Annotated in this window: 19 protein-coding genes; 13 read left to right on the top strand and 6 right to left on the bottom strand. The window is 46.3% G+C overall.

All coding sequences use genetic code 11. The features are described 5' to 3' along the window. The first annotated feature begins 96 nt into the window (after positions 1-96). The 3 genes from BKB51_RS09875 to BKB51_RS09870 are packed head-to-tail and all read left to right on the top strand — an operon-like array spanning position 97 to position 1,809. Positions 97-1,302 (top strand): class I SAM-dependent rRNA methyltransferase, encoded by a 1,206-nt coding sequence (locus tag BKB51_RS09875; protein WP_085900941.1) that lies wholly within the window; start codon positions 97-99, stop codon positions 1,300-1,302. Between the two features lie 5 nt (positions 1,303-1,307). Continuing rightward, positions 1,308-1,565 carry a hypothetical protein gene (locus tag BKB51_RS20635; protein WP_125911816.1) on the top strand — a complete coding sequence of 86 codons (258 nt, stop codon included), beginning with the start codon at positions 1,308-1,310 and terminating at the stop codon, positions 1,563-1,565. Then, positions 1,558-1,809 (top strand): GNAT family N-acetyltransferase, encoded by a 252-nt coding sequence (locus BKB51_RS09870; protein WP_245813259.1) that lies wholly within the window; start codon positions 1,558-1,560, stop codon positions 1,807-1,809. The genes BKB51_RS20635 and BKB51_RS09870 overlap by 8 nt, the downstream gene beginning before the upstream one ends. A gap of 7 nt (positions 1,810-1,816) precedes the next feature. Here the strand turns inward: BKB51_RS09870 and BKB51_RS09865 are convergent, their stop codons facing one another. The 3 genes from BKB51_RS09865 to BKB51_RS09855 all read right to left on the bottom strand — a co-directional run bounded on the left by BKB51_RS09865 (position 1,817) and on the right by BKB51_RS09855 (position 5,564). Beyond that, positions 1,817-3,241 (bottom strand): two-component system sensor histidine kinase NtrB, encoded by a 1,425-nt coding sequence (locus BKB51_RS09865; RefSeq protein WP_085900939.1) that lies wholly within the window; start codon positions 3,239-3,241, stop codon positions 1,817-1,819. A gap of 34 nt (positions 3,242-3,275) precedes the next feature. After that, positions 3,276-4,691, bottom strand: coding sequence for a dihydrolipoyl dehydrogenase family protein (locus tag BKB51_RS09860; RefSeq protein ID WP_085900938.1), 1,416 nt, complete (start codon positions 4,689-4,691; stop codon positions 3,276-3,278). A gap of 138 nt (positions 4,692-4,829) precedes the next feature. Beyond that, entirely contained in the window at positions 4,830-5,564 is a 735-nt protein-coding gene (locus BKB51_RS09855) for a TVP38/TMEM64 family protein (RefSeq protein ID WP_245813258.1), read from the bottom strand. Between the two features lie 369 nt (positions 5,565-5,933). Here BKB51_RS09855 and rpmH point away from each other — a divergent pair, with 369 nt between their 5' ends. From rpmH to argB, 6 genes are all read left to right on the top strand, one after another. Then, entirely contained in the window at positions 5,934-6,068 is a 135-nt protein-coding gene (rpmH, locus tag BKB51_RS09850; RefSeq protein WP_082113995.1) for a 50S ribosomal protein L34, read from the top strand. Positions 6,069-6,072: 4 nt separating this feature from the next. Further along, a complete protein-coding gene (rnpA, locus tag BKB51_RS09845) occupies positions 6,073-6,483 on the top strand; it encodes a ribonuclease P protein component (protein WP_085900936.1) in 411 nt (136 codons plus the stop codon). Positions 6,484-6,509: 26 nt separating this feature from the next. Continuing rightward, entirely contained in the window at positions 6,510-6,779 is a 270-nt protein-coding gene (yidD, locus tag BKB51_RS09840) for a membrane protein insertion efficiency factor YidD (protein WP_245813257.1), read from the top strand. An 11-nt stretch (positions 6,780-6,790) separates the two neighbouring features. After that, positions 6,791-8,578, top strand: coding sequence for a membrane protein insertase YidC (yidC, locus tag BKB51_RS09835; protein WP_085900935.1), 1,788 nt, complete (start codon positions 6,791-6,793; stop codon positions 8,576-8,578). Between the two features lie 174 nt (positions 8,579-8,752). After that, positions 8,753-9,433, top strand: a complete 681-nt coding sequence (gene yihA, locus BKB51_RS09830) for a ribosome biogenesis GTP-binding protein YihA/YsxC (RefSeq protein WP_085900934.1) — start codon at positions 8,753-8,755, stop codon at positions 9,431-9,433. Between the two features lie 116 nt (positions 9,434-9,549). Beyond that, a complete protein-coding gene (argB, locus tag BKB51_RS09825) occupies positions 9,550-10,458 on the top strand; it encodes an acetylglutamate kinase (protein WP_085900933.1) in 909 nt (302 codons plus the stop codon). A 38-nt stretch (positions 10,459-10,496) separates the two neighbouring features. On the opposite strand, the gene BKB51_RS09820 is transcribed toward argB, so the two are convergent. Both BKB51_RS09820 and BKB51_RS09815 read right to left on the bottom strand, forming a co-directional pair. Next, on the bottom strand, positions 10,497-11,777 hold the full coding sequence (locus BKB51_RS09820) for a DUF2336 domain-containing protein (protein ID WP_085900932.1): 1,281 nt from the start codon (positions 11,775-11,777) through the stop codon (positions 10,497-10,499). Further along, positions 11,774-13,477 (bottom strand): diguanylate cyclase, encoded by a 1,704-nt coding sequence (locus tag BKB51_RS09815; RefSeq protein WP_085900931.1) that lies wholly within the window; start codon positions 13,475-13,477, stop codon positions 11,774-11,776. The genes BKB51_RS09820 and BKB51_RS09815 overlap by 4 nt, the downstream gene beginning before the upstream one ends. A gap of 174 nt (positions 13,478-13,651) precedes the next feature. Here BKB51_RS09815 and BKB51_RS09810 point away from each other — a divergent pair, with 174 nt between their 5' ends. The 4 genes from BKB51_RS09810 (at position 13,652) to BKB51_RS09795 (ending at position 17,140) form a co-directional block, all read left to right on the top strand. Next, positions 13,652-14,353, top strand: a complete 702-nt coding sequence (locus BKB51_RS09810) for a pyrimidine 5'-nucleotidase (protein ID WP_218044004.1) — start codon at positions 13,652-13,654, stop codon at positions 14,351-14,353. Between the two features lie 188 nt (positions 14,354-14,541). Further along, positions 14,542-15,384: a 2,3,4,5-tetrahydropyridine-2,6-dicarboxylate N-succinyltransferase gene (gene dapD, locus BKB51_RS09805; RefSeq protein WP_198946698.1), complete on the top strand. Its 843-nt coding sequence runs from the start codon at positions 14,542-14,544 to the stop codon at positions 15,382-15,384. Positions 15,385-15,404: 20 nt separating this feature from the next. Then, the gene (dapE, locus tag BKB51_RS09800) at positions 15,405-16,568 is read left to right on the top strand and encodes a succinyl-diaminopimelate desuccinylase (protein WP_085900930.1); all 1,164 of its coding nucleotides are present in this window, start codon (positions 15,405-15,407) and stop codon (positions 16,566-16,568) included. Then, positions 16,565-17,140, top strand: coding sequence for a hypothetical protein (locus tag BKB51_RS09795; protein WP_085900929.1), 576 nt, complete (start codon positions 16,565-16,567; stop codon positions 17,138-17,140). The genes dapE and BKB51_RS09795 overlap by 4 nt, the downstream gene beginning before the upstream one ends. A gap of 38 nt (positions 17,141-17,178) precedes the next feature. Here the strand turns inward: BKB51_RS09795 and BKB51_RS09790 are convergent, their stop codons facing one another. Further along, positions 17,179-18,024, bottom strand: a complete 846-nt coding sequence (locus tag BKB51_RS09790; RefSeq protein ID WP_085900928.1) for an alpha/beta hydrolase — start codon at positions 18,022-18,024, stop codon at positions 17,179-17,181. Between the last annotated feature and the right edge of the window lie 101 nt (positions 18,025-18,125).

The raw sequence follows: 18,125 nt of genomic DNA, 5'->3' as shown, positions 1-18,125 counted from the left end.
CCACCATCCGCTATACTGACTTATAAGCCTTAGCTTGCAGGTACGGCAGATTTGACTAGACTGCCGTGAAATTCACACACGAAAGAAAGTATTATTATGAGCGCTGCTCTCGATCTCAAACAACGTCCCACCATTCGCCTGAGACCAAAGGCACAGAAGCGACTGTTGAATGGTTACCCCTGGGTTTTTTCCAACGAAATTGAGGTCAGTGCAGAAACAAAACAGATCCCGGCCGGCACAATCGTCAGAATTGAAGCCAATGACGGGCAACCACTGGGCACAGCAATCTATAATCGTCAGCCACTGATTTCTGCCCGCTTGCTTAGCCCTAGCGCTAAAACGATTATCGATGAAGACTTCTTCACAGAAATTCTGCAAAAAGCGCTCTCGCTTCGCGAAACCCTGTTTAATGTCCCTTACTATCGCCTGATACACGCCGAAGCGGATGGCATTCCGGGAACAATTATTGACCGTTATGGGGATACACTTGTCTTACAGGTAAATACAGCAGGTATAGAAAATTTACTCACTGCATTGCTTACTGCTCTTGATCGTGTACTGGAGCCCAAAACAGTTGTTCTTCGCAACGATACCCCTTCCCGCTTACTGGAAGGACTCGAGTGCTATGACAAAGTGGTCAAAGGCGAATTAAATGGTCCGATCAAAGTTATTGAGCACGATGCCACATTCTTTGCAGAGCTTCAGGAAGGTCAGAAAACCGGATGGTTCTTTGATCAGCGTGATAACAGAAAGCTCGCCGCCCGCTTTGCCAAGGACGCGGATGTCCTCGATTGTTATTCCTTTGCTGGTGGCTTCACAGTCCAATCCGCATTGGCAGGCGCAAAATCAGTCACAACAGTCGATCGCAGCCAAACGGCACTGGACTTGGCTGCCAAAGCAGCAGCCGAAAACGGCGTTGCTGATAAGTGCACCTTTGTAAAAGCCGAAGTCTTCAATCATCTTGCCAAACTGGCAAATGATGGAGAAAGCTTTGACCTTGTTATTGTCGATCCCCCGGCTTTTGTGAAAAGTAAAAAAGATATCCAGCAGGGGTCGAAAGGTTATAGAAAGCTTGCCAGACTGGCTGCAAAGCTTGTTAAGTCTGGTGGATATTTGGTTGTTGCGTCATGTTCTCACCACATGGATATCGACAACTTTGCGGATCAAACACGCAAAGGACTTCTGGATGCAAACAGAAAATCTCGTCTGCTCTTCACTAGGGGTGCCGGACCAGATCATCCCGTGCATCCCTTTTTGCCCGAATCTGAATATCTAAAACTTCAACTCTACACACTGGATTAACCCTCATGACAATTCCAGGGACAATTCCAGGGACAATTCCAGGGACACCCCCCGAGACAGTCAGCATAGATTTCCTTCGCAATCATCCAGATTGCGTCGAGATCTGTGCTGATTGGGAATACATAACCTGGGGAAAGAGTTACGGCTGGACGAAGGAAACCGTTCTCAAAAGCTATCACGCGATGACCGAGGACAATAATATTGAACAAGCTTTTGTCCGCTTTATCGGGGAACAAGGCTGTCGGGACAGCCCTCTTGATTGAAAACGATCACGAAGATTACAAACGACACCGTCCATGGTTGGCTGCTGTATATGTTGATCCTTGCCATCGACGCAAAGGCGTTGCTCGACAGTTAGTAAAATTTGCCGAAAAAACCGCACGTGATCGAGGCGAGAAGCAACTATTCCTATACACTCTTACACCCGAAATATACCGAGCAATGAATTGGAAAATTATAGAAACGTTTGGTGATAATCAGTTTCTTATGAATATCGAACTCTCATAGTTAAAAATTAGCCGAACATCTGTGACTTAGAGCTCGAGACACTGGACTTGATGGGAAGCTCTAAACAGAAGCAGGCTCCGCCCAACTCGGAAACATCGAGCCAGATATCCCCGCCGTGTGCGCGCATTAAATCACGGGTAATAGCAAGACCTAAGCCGGACCCATTTTTACGCGTAGAACCTTTGAAAGGTTTGAAAAGGTTAGATCTAATTTCCGGCGGAATTCCGGGGCCATCATCCGCAATTGAGACAATCAAGCAATCCAACTCAGTCTGTAATCGAATTTCAGCGGTTTTAGCCCCGGCTTGCTCTGCATTCCGGGCAAGATTCTCGAAAACTCGATAAAGCTGTTCCCAGTCACCGGAAACACTTGTTCCCGGAGGAATATGATTTTGCACTTTGATATCAACGGATTCGGCAACTTGGAGTGTATCAGCAACCTCACCAGCCAATTCATGAAGATCAAAATTCACAATATCAAGCTGAGGCGACCCCTCTTTGGAGAAATTCAGCATCTGCCCACAAATATGCACGGCCCGATCAATTGCCGCGAGTAAAACCGGTGCGACTTCACGAACCTCGGGATCTTCACTCCTATTCAAGCGATCAGAAATAAGGCGAGCGGTTGCCAAACCATTTCTCAAATCGTGATTTATCTTGGCCGCAGCCGTCCCAATCGCCGCCAATCTGGTTTTCTGCCCCAAAGAAGACTGCAAAGACACCTGCATGGATGCCAATTCGGATTCGGCAACCCCCACTTCATCTGTACGTGTCGAAGGCCTGATAATTTGCGTTGCATCTTCCGGCGCATCACGAAAGCGGATCATACTACGGGTAATTCGCCGTAAAGGCTGCACCATTAGCCAATGCAGGCTGATAAAAACAAGCGCTGCAGTCATCAACGCAATGCCGAGAGAAAGTGCCAAAATACGCCAGGAATATTCATACATATCCCAACGCATGGGTGTTTCACTCATCACCACTTCGACAAGGACATCACCATTCTTTGGCGAAGGACCTACGATTCGCAAGACTCTATGGCGCGTCTGGCCCAGCGCAACAAAAGCATCCTTGATCAAACCAAAGAAACTCTCTTCCCTTAGATCATAAGTTGCATCAATTTCGACTTCCGCGCTGCTCATCAGTTTGAGTTTTCCCTGTCCTGGCCTCTGCAAAGCTACCGCCAAGGCATTCACGTGACTCAGAAGTTCTTTTTCCAGATCTTCGCTCACCATCATGTCATCGGTTGCGTCCAATGCAAGAATGGCAAGGTGCGCATCCGCCAGATGCTCTTGAAGATAAACCAGGCGAAACCGGGCAATGGATGGCGCAAAAATAAGGATTTCAGCCAATAGAACAAAGATCGCTGTCAAAACCAGAAGCTTTGCCGACAAACTGGTAATAAAGGGAGGCAGTTGAATTTTTCCGGCCATGGGATCACTATCTCATTTAAAGATTAAGTGAAGCTTATCCAAATTTGGCAAGGAAACGAACAACCTTCTTCACACGATCACTAAAGAGCGATTCTGTATAGTAGCTTCCTGCCACGCGCTTGCTCACTTCAGAAAGGGTTGGATAAGGAGCAATCACATTTGCCATGTCGCCAATTTTCATTCCTTTGGACAAGGCAAGCCCCCAAGGCAATATCAATTCGCCAGCCTGAAGCCCTACAATAGATGCCCCCAGAATTTTACCTTTCTGACTTGTAATCACTTTGATCTTGCCCTCAGTTCGACGTTCTGCCCGGGCGCGGTCATTATCCGCAAAAGACCAGTTAAGAACCTTGTACTGAACACCCTGCTTTTTCGCATCCGTTTCAGATAGTCCAACGTGGGCCAGTTCAGGATCTGTATAAGTTACCCACGGTACCGCGTTGTATGAAACCTTTGCTGGCAATCGAAACAAAGCGCTTCGGATAATAATACCCGCATCATAGGCCGCCATATGCGTAAACTGATATCCACCTGTTACATCTCCTGCGGCATAGATCTTCCTGTTGGACGTTCGAAGGCCTTTATCAACAGTTATACCCTGCCGCTCATAGTTGACCCCAGCAGCCTCAAGGCCAAGCTTTTCAAGATTTGGAATGCGCCCTGCAGCCAACAGAAGATGTGTTCCGTTGATTTCGCGTTGTTCGCCATTGGTTTCGACACGAAGACTGACACCCTCTACGGTCTTACTTGCAGAAAGAACCTTGGTTTGCTCCAAGAGAGAGATACCATCACCCTCTAGACGATCACGAATAACAGAGATCAGATCAGGATCATCCTTGGGCATGATGCTTGCCATCTCAACAATAGAGACATCGCTTCCCAGATTACGAAAGGCTTGCCCCAATTCGCACCCAATTGGACCGCCACCAACAACGATGATTTTTTTTGGCAGATCTGTTAGATCAAAAACTGATTCGTTGGTCAGGAACGGGACATTCTCAATTCCCTCAATTGGCGGCACCATTGCACGAGAGCCCGTTGCGATAACAAAGCGCCGTGCTTGAATTGTCGCATCGCCAGCCTTTAAAGTTTTGGCATCGACAAACTGTCCTGGCGCTTGGATAACTTTGACACCCAGCGATTCAAAACGTTCCACCGAATCATGTGGCTCTATATCTGCAATTACTGCTTTCACATGATCATGGACTTTCTGAAAATCCACCGCTGGAGCTTCGTAATTAACGCCGAATTCAGGTGATTTTTTCCAACTCCGCGCAACCTTTCCAGCTGTGAGCAAAGCTTTAGAGGGAACACAGCCGTAATTCAGGCAATCACCACCCATTTTGCCCGCTTCAACAAGAACCGTATCAGCACCCATTTGAACAGCGCCAGCGGCTATAGATAAACCTGCCGATCCGCCACCGATAACGCAGATATCTGTTTTGATCATGTTATTCCCCATATGTGCGTCTTTTTGCAAACTATACACAACACGCCGCTCTCTACCCCAAATAAGTTGATCAGCAACACCCCAAACAACTTACCTGAAATTTACCAAGCAACTTCAATGACCCGTTAGCGTCGAAATTTAGGTCTGTTTCTTTTTGTAGAATTTTTTGTAAAGGACAGGAATGAGAGACAGTAACGCCAGCCCTAGAATTGGCAAAAGTATCTCTGGTTTTAGGATAATGCCCAAATCTGGCGTGCCACCACTCCGGAACAAAGCGTCCAGACCATTCCCGACAGATGCATAGACAAAGGTTCCGGGAATAATACCAATAAATGTCGCAACAATATAATTCCGCAGTGAAACGCCCACAAATGCAGGAACCAGATTGACCAGCCAAAACGGGAACAAAGGTACCAATCTAAGAACCAGAAGATAACTCAACTCATTCTCATGGAATCCCTCTTCCATTTTCTTCAGGTACCCCTGTGCTTTCTCACGCAGAATATCCCGGAATGCAGTTTTAGCAGCCAAGAATACCAAGGTTGAACCAATAGTCGCCGCAATAACCGCATAGGTGCCGCCGAACCAGGTCCCAAAGAGAAACCCGCCAGCGATGGTCAAGAAAGATCCACCTGGAATAGAGAAGGCAATCGCCACTGTATAAAGAACAACAAAAGACACGATTGCGACAAACGCACGGTCTTCCACGAATCCGTTCAGGGCTTCTCTGTTCTCTCTCAGCGCATCAAAACTAAGATATTGATGCCATCCCAATGAATATACGATAACCAAGCCTACAACTAATATAAGCAGGGGCAACATACGCTTCAGCAAGGAAGCCTGTTGTTTATTATCGTTATTTGTTTCAGTCATACTGGTATCGGTATCTATCATGAGAATACATTTTTGACGTAATAACTTAAAATACAAGTCTATCAAGCCAATCACACAGGGATGTGATCAAACGAGAGGGGTTAAACCCCGAGTTTAGAACGAAACTTCCTACTTTTATCTTTATAACAGTAAAAAGTGCTGTGAATTACCTTAAAACATTGATAGAACCTGCCCAACGGTGGTTAGTAACAGTCTTCGTTCATTATGTTTCCAGTGAAAATTCAGGAAAAAACTTCTGTTTTTCGAGGGAATCCATTGAATCTGGCTGACAGGCGTTGACAGATGCTCAGTGCCCGCTTATACACCGACCACTATTTTCGACAACCTTCCGGATAACGGAGAATTAAAGTGAAGCGCACTTTTCAGCCGAGCGTATTGGTTCGTAAACGCCGCCATGGCTTTCGCGCCCGTAAAGCTACCGTCGGCGGTCGCCGCGTCCTAGCTAACCGTCGCTCAAGAGGTCGTAAGCGTCTATCCGCTTAAGACTATGATGCTCGAAATCGGAAAGCTCAAAAGGCGATCCGAATTTCTTCGGGTAGCAGCGACGCATAACAAATGGGTCACACCCGGCTTGATTCTTCAAGCCATGCGGCGTCAACCTGAAAGCTCTTCTAACTCAGAAGAGCTTTATAGGTCTGGCGCTATTCGCATTGGTTTCACAGTTACCAAAAAAGTTGGTAACGCTGTGATTAGAAATCGGGTGAAGCGCCGTTTACGTGCTGCTGCAGCAGAAATACTTTCCGAATTTGGGAAAGCCGAACACGACTATGTTCTGATAGGACGAAAAACAACACTTTTTCGTCCATATGATGATCTTAAAAACGATCTTAAAGTAGCCCTGCAACGGGTTAAAACAGATCGAAAGAAAGCATCAGGTCCCAAAAGACCACAGAGCTGATACCCGATTAACGAGAGGACACAGTATTGAAAATATTACGTGCACTCCTTTTAGGGTTCGTAAAGCTGTACCAATACGGAATCTCTCCCTATACTCCCGCAAGCTGCCGTTACCATCCCACATGCTCTGAATATGCAAGCGAGGCAATTGTCACGCATGGTGCATTACGGGGTGGTTGGTTAGCCCTGAAACGTCTTTCTCGTTGCCACCCCTGGGGTGGTTACGGATATGACCCTGTACCAGAACCATCTGACGACAATCATTCTCATGATTGCCATGTCACGAACAACCGTTGAGCCGATCACTGATGCAAAACGAAGATCAACGTAATATTCTTCTTGCTGTCGTCTTGTCCGCCGTCATTCTTTTTGGCTGGACCTTTGCGCAAGAATACTTCTTCCCACCAAGTCCGGAACAGATTGCTGCCAGAGAAGCTGCGCAACAACAGCAACAGTCACAAGCAAACCTTGCTTCTGATAGTTCTATCCCGGAAGTACCGGGCGGGACGAATAACCTTCTGAAACTCATCGAAGGTCGCCCCAGAGACGAAGCTCTGGCCGATGCAAAGCGGATAACAATCGACACACCAACGGTTGAAGGCAGTATCTCCCTCACAGGTGGTCGGATCGATGATCTGGTTCTCAAGAACTATCAAACAAGTCTTGAAGAAGGCAGCCCGAACGTTGTTCTTCTATCGCCAGCACAGACCAAGAATCCTTATTATGCGGATTTTGGCTGGATCTCTTCTGACAGACAACTGGCTGTTCCTGATAACAAGACTATCTGGAACACAACAGATACAAACCTCACACCAGAAAGCCCTGTCACTCTGACATGGAATAATGGTTCTGGCCTAGAATTCGAACGTGAACTGTCTATTGATGATGGCTATATGATCAGCATCAAGCAACGCGTTGTGAATACATCTAGCGACCGCGTCGATCTGGCTCCTTACAGTCTTGTTTCTCGGACCAACACGCCCGACACGCTTGGATACTACATTCTACACGAAGGTCCAATCGGTGTTCTTGGTGGCAGTCTGACCGAAGTTGATTATTCTGACCTGAAAGAAGATGGCAACGTTGCCCTTCCAAGCACAGGTGGATGGCTCGGCATCACAGATAAGTACTGGCTCACAGCATTGATCCCGGATCAAAGCAAAGAAGTCAGCACACGTTTCATCTATAGCGGTAAAAATGGTCCAGATCGGTATCAAACTGATTACTTTTACAATGTAGAGGCTGTTCCAGCTGGTGGAACGCTGGAATTCAGCAGTAACCTCTTTGCTGGTGCAAAAGAAGTTCCTCTGATCGACCAGTATACTGACAACCTTGGTATTCAGGACCTTGATCTTGCTGTGGATTTTGGTTGGTTCTATTACATTACCAAACCATTCTTCTATGCCCTGCACTGGTTAACAGGAATTGTTGGTAATGTTGGTCTGTCAATCATGGCCCTGACCGTTATCATCAAACTTTTCCTCTTTCCCTTGGCTAACAAATCATATGTTTCCATGGCCAAAATGCGTAAGCTTCAACCAAAGTTGGTCACCTTACGCGAAAAATTTGGTGATGATCGTCAGAAGCTCAATCAGGAAATGATGACCCTCTACAAGCAAGAGAAGGTCAACCCGATGGCTGGTTGTTTGCCTATCATTATCCAGATCCCGATCTTCTTCTCTCTCTACAAAGTTCTCTTTGTGACCTTGGAGATGCGTCAGGCACCATTCTACGGCTGGATTCATGATCTATCTGTTCCTGACCCAACATCTTTGGTAAACGGCTTTGGTCTCTTCCCATGGGGAATTCCAGAAGCAGACACGCTGATTGCTTTCCTGAACATTGGTATCTGGCCTGTGCTGATGGGTATTTCCATGTTCCTGCAGCAGCAGTTGAACCCACAGCCGACAGATCCTGTACAGGCAAAAGTGTTCTTGTTCATGCCACTGTTCTTCACTTTCCTTCTCGGAACATTCCCGGCTGGACTTGTGATTTACTGGACATGGAACAACCTGCTTTCCATTATTCAGCAAGCTGTGATTATGAAAAAAGCTGGCGTTCCTTTGGGACGAGCAGCTGCAGAAACCAAAAGCTAATCAAACGTTTCTGCTCCACACTTTCAGAAGGCCCTGACGTTGATGTCAGGGCCTTTTGTGTTAATCCTTGCTGAAAGCCGGAACAAAGACTATTCATCATCCCGCTCTCAAATGTAATAGTATATTGCCCACACTGAAATGCTGGACTGAGATGCAGGGTCAAAGGAGAGAAAAATGACTGACGATATTCAAGATTCTGGCACTCGCTTCGACAATCCCGAAGACGATCCCGCGATGCTGGAAGCTGGTCGATTGCTTTTTGCGAAGTCCTGTGACTTTATTCTCGGCGCGACAAAAGATGAACATATCGGGAATTACGGACTACCAGAGATCGCCTTTGCCGGACGTTCCAATGTCGGAAAATCAAGTCTGGTAAACGCGCTGACAGGCCAAAAAACACTGGCGCGCACATCAAACACGCCCGGTCGCACCCGTCAATTGAACTTCTTTGACCTCGGTCAAAAACTGATTCTGGTTGACCTACCAGGGTACGGTTATGCGCAGGCCTCAAAATCTGACATTGCCTATTGGACAAATCTGACTCGCAACTATCTACGTGGCCGGGCAGAGCTAAAACGAATTTTGCTTTTGATCGATTCACGGCATGGCGCAAAAGACAGTGACCGTCAAATCATGGACGAACTCGATACCTCAGCTGTTTCCTATCAGGTAGTCATGACAAAGACCGACAAAATCAAACCAACACCGCTTGCTGAAGTCGAGAAAAAGCTCGCTGCAGAGCTTGCCAAACGTCCCGCAGCACATCCGCAGATCATGAAAACCTCATCCGCAAAATCATTGGGCATCGCCGAGCTTAGGGCAAGCATCGCCGCCCTTACAGAACCAAACGGATAAACGTCCGTGTTTTCACTCGCGAAATATTTCGCTATAAGCTGTTAACACGATAACAATCGCATACCTACCAAGTACCTAATTCCACAACCAAGATAACGAATTCAAAGGTCACCAAGATGACAAGCAAACATGCCAAGGACCCCAGAAAGTGGCTTAGAACAGCTCAGACAATTTCAGAGGCCTTGCCATTCATGCGACGTTATTCCGGCAGAAAAGTTGTCATCAAGTACGGTGGCCATGCCATGGGCGACGCAGATCTTGCAGACAAGTTTGCCCACGACATTGTTCTGTTAAAGCAAGTTGGCATAAGCCCCATTGTGGTTCATGGTGGTGGCCCGCAAATTGGTGAGATGTTGAAAAGACTTGCTGTGAACAGCGAGTTTGTTGACGGCTTACGCGTGACAGATGCCGAGACTGTTGAAATCGTTGAGATGGTTCTCTCAGGCAAGATCAACAAAAGTATTACGGCTGCGATTAACAAGGCTGGTGGCACCGCCGTTGGCGTTTCCGGAAAAGACGGGAGCCTTATCAAGGCACGTAAACTACAACGCACAGTTAAAGATCAGGATTCAAATATAGAAAAGGTTCTTGATCTTGGCTTTGTCGGCGAGCCGGAAGAAATTAATCCTGACTTCCTGCTCGAGCTTGACAAATCAGGCATGATTCCGGTTATTGCGCCAATTGGCTACGGCCCCAATGGAGAGACCTACAACATTAATGCCGACACAGCCGCTGGCGCCATTGCCGCAGCTGTTGGAGCTTCCCGCCTGTTGTTAATGACGGATGTTGCCGGCGTTCTGGATAAACAGGGAACCCTGATCTCAGAACTGACCATTCCAAAAGCAGAAGAACTGACACAGGATGGTACGATTAGCGGCGGGATGATTCCCAAGCTTGAAACTTGCCTTGAAAGCGTTCGTGGTGGTGTCGATGCAGCCGTTATTCTGGATGGCCGCATTGCTCATTCCATGCTACTCGAAATCTTTACCGATTGCGGAATCGGTACAATGATCAAACAAGCCTGAGATAAAACATTTAGCTAGATACAATCGGAATCGATGAGTTACTCTGCATCATCAATGTACAGAGTAACTTGCCAGTCCAGTTCCTTGTCCGAAATCGGAACCTCGCCATTTTCATCCGCTTTAATGGACTGTTGTGGCGGAATTCCCGCAAGGCGTAGCTGAACAATATTCGCAAGCTCCATGGAAAATCCTGCCTTCCAAACCAACGCGACGACCGTTTTAGCGGCTCTTGAGAGCACCATTCGACGCGCAACAAGCGAAGGAAGATCGGCAACCCTCGCAAGAGCCTGAATAGCAAATTCCCGGTCGCCACAATGTAACCGCGTCGTAATACGGTCTTCAGTCAGTTTTCCCGATTTATACAGCTTCTCAACTTCGGCCTCTACCGCCTTTTCATCTTCGGAACTGACATTTTCTTCCAGAACGTTATCAACTTCCATCCGCTTGCGAACTTCCAAACCTATGGCCGTAGAAACTTCCGGATCCATATCCGGCCTGTCCAAGAGGTTTTCCAGCAAAGTTTCTGCAACAAAACCAGCCAATCGTTTCAGCGAAAGGGGTGAAAGTTTTGGGCGCTTCACGAGTGGTTCGTGCCAAACTTGAATTCCTGGTGCTTGTTCTACCAACTGGTCCAGGGTTTCTTCGCGGATTTGTGCGGATTGATTATCCAGCATAGATGCAATTGCATCATGATCATTGGTTTCAACAATCGCATCTGTAATTTTTTCACCGAGATTGGAACGTCGGGAGATCGCCTTCAAGCGTGATCCTCTCACGCCATCCCAGATAATTTTCAACAAATCTTCATCAGTCAAGATCGGGGATGATTGCAACACCGGGGTTGCCACACTATCCACGTCATCAGATGCCAGTGTACGGACAATAGACACGGGTATTGTGTCTAACTCTTTGACTGATTCAGAAATGATTTCTCGCACCTTATCTTGCTGATCTTCAACTAAGATTTCGAGCGTTTTAACAACAAAATCATGGGCCTTTCGTTGTGTTTTCTGATCAAGATCAGGTGCCAATTTGCCGATCTTTTCGGCAAGCTCCATCCGTACTTTGCTATCGTTATCCTTGGCAAGTAACAAGTCAGCCTGTTTAGGCGTTAATTCATTAGACGCAATGGCCTGGCGTACATTCGCATCATCGTCATCAGCCAGATAATAGAGAATTTCCGGCTGAATATCCTTACGACTAGCCAAGGATAATCTAACCTCATTATCCTTGCTTTCAGCCATTTCCTTTGCGTCTTCATACGCCAGTGCTACTTGCATTCCCTTACCACCCTTTGATGAATCAGTTGGTTTCGTCATGCTCCAACCTCATCATTTTGTTCTTTCACGACATAAACGCCGTTTTTACCAGATCTCTTTACACGATACATAGCTTCATCCGCATGAAGCAGCAAATCAGCTAAATCCACCCCTTCCCGTGCAGTGAACAGATACCCTCCAACTGAAGCACTCAATGACCACTCGGGATCATCATCCCTTGAAAAGGCCGGGATCAATGCCTCAAGAAGGTCCTGCGCCTTTCCTGTTGCCTCATTTTCAGGAACTGCAGGTAAAAACAAAACAAATTCATCCCCACCCAGACGGGAAATCCAGTCGTTGCGCCTTGTTTTGCCTTTTAAAACCTCAGCAAAATCTTTGAGAACCTTATCGCCCTCCTGATGCCCATAAGCATCATTTACATACTTGAAATTATCCAGATCAAGATAGAGTAATAAATGTGTTCTTTCATCTCCTAGGTTATCTTCGACAAAGCCATTCAGCAGATGCTCAAAATGACGTCGATTCAAAAGTCCCGTTAACGGATCTGTACTGGAAAGGGCCTGCAGTTCTTTGTGGTGGCCAAATTGCTGTAAAGAAATACCAATCTGAACCTGAATCCGTTCAAGAAGTTCACCTTCACCCGGTGACCAGGACACCCGCCCACCTTTACGCCACAGACATATAGAACCGTTTACTTGACCACGGAATTTTGTGCTTACAGCAACCAGAACACCGTCAGAGCTGGTTTCCTGATAAACGGTTTCGCCCATTTGCAACGCAGCCTGTACCCGGGCAATCGCGTCCAGTTGCAGGGCTTCGCCTTCTTCCGCAACGCTTTGCCAGATTTCCCCATCAAAATGGCTAATCATAACGGCATCAACCGGTAGTGCCGGGATCAAACAAGATGCAACAGATACCAACATACGCATCGGCACCATTTCGCTACGGGCAATTTCCAGGATTCGATTATACACCCGCTCCCGATGAATTTCGTTTGCCTGTAATAGTTCGTCATGACGTAACTTAGTGATATCACGACAAAAGCCCCGGTTCCCATGCCATGTCTCATAATCTCCCCAAAGGGGCATCGACGTCACGAGTAAACAACGTTCGTCACCAAAGCTGTCTTTGAGCCATATCTCTTCTTCCTCGCAAGGGACTCTGCAAGAAAAGGGATTAGTGATAATTGATGACGGGTCAGCAAAAAGACCTACAGCATCTGATCCTGATAGCTCTGCAGCTGAGAACCCCACGCCCCCTTCGGGCGTGATAAAGCTAATCTTCCCTTCTTTATCTGTTTCCCAGGCAAAGTCGCAGGCGGCTTCCAAAAGATCACGGTAGCGTTGTCTGGATTCAATAAGTGCAGCACGAAGGTTTCGTTCCAGAGAAATATTACGGCCAAGTAGAAGAGCTGATGCGCCATCGGACCAAGGCAACAGAGCAAGATCAAAGGCACCCAGAACCCTACTTGCCTCATCACGTCCTGCACGAACCAGCAAAGGATTCACTTGAGCCGCTCGTCCGCTCAGTGCTGATTGCAGGGCGTCGTGATACTCTTCTGATCCACCACGTTTGATAAAGGTGCAAAGCAAATCAGCTTGCTCATTCGCGCTGGAAACGGTGCCATTTCTTTCAACAAAAAGTACAGCCCCAGGAAAGTCTGAAAAGGGCCCGCCAGGAATTGTAACACCCCACTGTTCCTTATCGGTTTTATTCGGCAAATTACCACTCTTGTTCATGTTATTCTTTTCCTGGTGATGCTTTCACAGCAGCTCGCAGAAGTTATTCCTGCCCAAGTCTAAATCAGCACAGTTAACACCGACTTAAACTTCTAATTTTGCATATTTAAATCTGCAAAGACGATTCTCGCTTGGCTAATCGCAAAAATCTGACTAGGGATTCTGTAGTAAGCAATGAAACGTTTGACAGTTGGAAGTAACAAAATGGCAAGTTTAGACGACAGAGATGTTTGGTTATTTGATCTGGATAATACGCTCTATCCTGCCTCGTCCAATTTGTTCGGACAAATTGAACAACGTATGGGAAGTTTTATTCAGGAGTTTCTTAGCCTGGATCCTGTTGAAGCAAAAAAAGTTCAAAAAGATTATTTCCACCGATATGGCACCACACTCAAAGGCCTCATGGTCAATCATGATCTTACACCTGATCGCTATCTGAACTATGTACACGATATTGATTTTGGCGTAATTTCTCCGAACGAGGCTCTCAGTAAAGCATTAACCAATCTACCGGGCAGAAAACTTATCTTTACCAATGCATCCAACATTCATGCCTCTAACGTGATGGATCGCTTGGGCGTTAGCCACCATTTCGAAGGCATTTACGATATTGCAGATGCAGACTACATTCCGAAGCCGGCGCAATTCCCTTATGACGACATCATAAAGAAACACGGGATAGACCCAAAGCGATCAGTGTTTTTTGAAGACTCTGCCAAAAATCTAAAGCCTGCCGCCGAGATGGGAATGACGACAGTATGGATTAAAACGGATACAGATTGGGCATCGGTTGGTGCTACAAATGAAGAAGGAGAGGTTGCCGATTTCATCCATCATCATACTGATGATCTGGTTAAATGGCTAAATGCCTTATAAATTCTGAAACTGTACGACATCAAACGATCCATAAAAACGACTTAAATACCGCACCTGAGAAGAGGTGAATCGTATAACATCCGCTTCTAGGCCTGTAAGCGTTTGACAAGGGAATAACCTCTGCCGCATTGTCCCCCCAAAGCCGTGAGGGCTCAATCAAATAATAGTCGACGATGGGACATATCATTATGAACGCTGATATCCAGAATACCATTGAAAGTGCCTGGGAAAATAGAGACCAGGTAAACGCCACAACAACAGGTGAAGTTCGCGAAGCCGTAGACGAAGCTCTTATGCTTATGGATTCAGGTCAGCGTCGCGTAGCAGAGAAAGGTCCTGACGGTTGGATCGTCAATCAATGGCTAAAAAAAGCCGTCCTCTTGTCATTCCGTCTCAACGACATGTCGCTTATTGCTGGCGGCCCTGGTGAAGCAACAAACTGGTGGGATAAAGTACCGTCAAAATTTGAAGGCTGGTCAGGCGAACAGTTTGCATCTGCGGGCTTCCGTGCTGTCCCCGGCAGTATCGTACGCCGTTCTGCCTATATTGCCCCTGGTGCTGTCCTGATGCCAAGCTTTGTCAATCTGGGTGCCTATGTTGATAGCGGCACCATGGTTGATACTTGGGCAACCGTTGGTTCTTGCGCACAAATTGGTAAAAACGTTCACCTGTCCGGCGGAACAGGTATCGGGGGCGTTTTGGAACCTCTACAGGCTGGCCCGGTCATTATTGAAGATAACTGCTTCATTGGTGCCCGCGCTGAAGTTGCTGAAGGCGTTATTGTCGAAGAGGGTTCCGTCCTCTCCATGGGGGTTTATATCGGCGCATCCACTAAAATTATTGATCGTGAAACTGGTGAAATTTTCATGGGTCGCGTTCCCGCTTATTCCGTGGTTGTTTCCGGGACACTGCCCGGTAAACCTCTTGCGGATGGAACACCCGGGCCAAACCTTTACTGTGCTGTTATTGTAAAGCGTGTTGATGAGCGCACGCGCTCGAAAACATCAATCAACGATCTCTTGCGCGACTAAATAAGACCGGAGCAAAATAAATGACTGTCGAGAACCCTGCCTCTGCCTTAGAAGTCAGCCGGGCACTTATCCAATGCCCCTCTGTCACCCCAGAGGAAGGCGGGGCTCTCGACCTCATGGAATCACTTCTCAATCCCCTTGGGTTTGAGTGCCATCGTCTTCCCTTTAGCTGTGAAGAAACATATGGCGTCGATAATCTCTATGCCCGATTGGGAAAGAGTGGACCTGTATTTGGCTATGGAGGGCACACCGATGTGGTTCCCGTTGGCGATGCAAATGCCTGGAGCGTTGATCCCTTTGGTGGAAGTGTCGTTAATGGTAAACTAATTGGTCGCGGCACCGTAGATATGAAGGGCTCAATCGGAGCCTACGTTGCAGCTTTAACCCGCTTCTTGAATTCGCCTGAAGGCCAAAACCTGAATGGTTCACTGAACCTGATTATAACAGGGGATGAAGAAGGTCTTGGTCTGAACGGTACCCGCAAAGTTCTCGACTGGATGACTGACAAAGGCGAGAAGATGGACGTTTGTCTCGTCGGCGAACCAACCAGTAATACTATTCTCGGCGATATGGTCAAAATTGGCCGCCGTGGATCAATGAATTTCGCGCTCACCGTCCGCGGCATTCAAGGACATACGGCCTATCCACAATTGGCCAACAACCCATTACACCCCGCTATCAACATGCTGCACAACTTGCTGCAGGAGCCTTTGGATAGCGGTACAGAACACTTCCCTCCTTCCAGTCTTCAGTTGACAAGTGTTGATGTGGGGAATCCGGCAACAAACGTTATCCCGGCAGAGATTGCCGCCAACTTCAACGTGCGTTTTAATGATCTCTATACTTCTCAACAAGTTGAAGATTGGGTACGAGAACGTCTGCACCGGGCCGATTTTGACTACGACCTGAAAATTCGCGTGTCGGGAGAGTCATTTTTATGCCCCCCTGGTCCCCTCAGCGATCTGATAAGCAGCTCAATTTTGGATGTAACCGGCGTGGAAACTGAATTAGGCACATCCGGTGGTACATCAGATGCGCGTTTTATCAAAGATTACGCGACAGTTGCTGAATTTGGCCTCTTAAACGATACTGCTCATAAAGTGGATGAACACTGTACAGTTCAGGAACTGGAAGATTTATCCAGAATCTATGAAACAATGCTGAAGGGATATTTCAAAGCGTGATCCCAACTCTCGCAGAAATAAAACTCAATCTTGGCATCGCCCTGCAGTATATGCGCTTCAACAGCGCGCAAATAACGCCAAAAACTGTCACTCCAGGGCTCTTCTGGAAATCCTTTTTTGCCGCTGTTCTCTGCTTACCCAGTACAATTTATATAAGCATTGCTCAGCCACTGGAAACACCGCCAACAATAGATCTCTTTGCTCTGCTTCTTATCGATTCACTTTTCTACATCATTAGCTGGGTTGCCTATCCAGTCATGATGCATCTGCTGTTAGTTCTACACAAAAAAGAGAAACAGTTTGGTATTTTTATAGTCCATTATAATTGGCTTCAAGTATGGCAATCTCTAATTTTCTTTCTCTTGGTTATTCTCATACAAAGCCATATTTTACCTGATGCTTTAGCAAGCTTTCTCTCTTTGATGAGCCTGTTATATATTCTGGCGGCACAAGCCTATATGACCAAAATAACACTCGAAACAGGCTGGTTTTCTGCCACAGCCTTTGTCTTTTTCAATATTGTTCTGGCACAGGCGATACTCGCTCTTAATCAGGGCATGATGTATTTGTAATACTACCTCAGAATTTAATTTTTCAATATTATTTTGAGCTAAAGATCATCTAAAAACCATAACAGGCCTTTGATAAAACCCACAGGATAGGTCGTCTCATGTGTTGTGCCTTTAATAACCTCACTCCTCATTTCGAAGCTTTCATAATTCCTCGAAATTTGTCGCTCTGTAAAGTTGTGCAAATCCTGAACCATATCATTCCGCATCCCTTTTTCTCTGGTCTCAAACTCCCCAACTGCAAAATATACCTTGGCGGCCAGATCTTTGTTTTCTTTTGCATAACTTTTTTCTATGTCAAAGATCATATTGTCCTTAAACCAGAGCGAAGGACTTGTCAGAATGTAATGAGAAAACAATTCTGGTTTTGTGAGTAAAACCCACGTGCCAAAGGAACCTCCCAGAGATTGCCCTGTAAATATTCGGGTGCTATTCGTTCTGTAATTCTCTTCTACAAAAGAAATCACTTCAGCTTCTAAGAATTGGAAGTACTTTTTTGCCCCACCTGTTTGGTACTTAACCCAACTTTTATTTTGAACAGGTGTCAAATCTCTTACCCGACTGGACATGCCATCTTCATTTTTAGCAAACGAAACACCAACAAGAATTGCTTTACCCGGCGCAGCCAGACGCATAACACCAGCAGCGATTTGAAAAGGATAGGGCCCGTCGTTGCTATATATTACAGGGTAATATTGCTGGATATTTTCATGATATCCTCGTGGTAACTGGATGAAGACATCATAGGCTCGCCCTAAAACCTCTGACTTTATTTCATGAATTCCTGAGCGCGGTATTTCGAAGGACCTTGAATCCTGAGCATGAGTCCCTTCAATAAAAATGATATTTAAAAAGATGATAAAAGCTTTGATAAAACTAACTTTCATTAATCCTGCCTTTTGGATTTATATAAATAAAACAATATCCTGAAGAAATTCATCTAAATTCATATATTTAAATAATCAGCAAATGAGTTGAATATGATCAC

The organism is Kiloniella majae (assembly GCF_002118315.1).
GTDB classification, from domain to species: Bacteria; Pseudomonadota; Alphaproteobacteria; order Kiloniellales; family Kiloniellaceae; genus Kiloniella; species Kiloniella majae.
The sequence above is the reverse complement of the archived record's forward strand: the minus strand, read 5'-3'. Positions and strand labels throughout refer to the sequence as shown.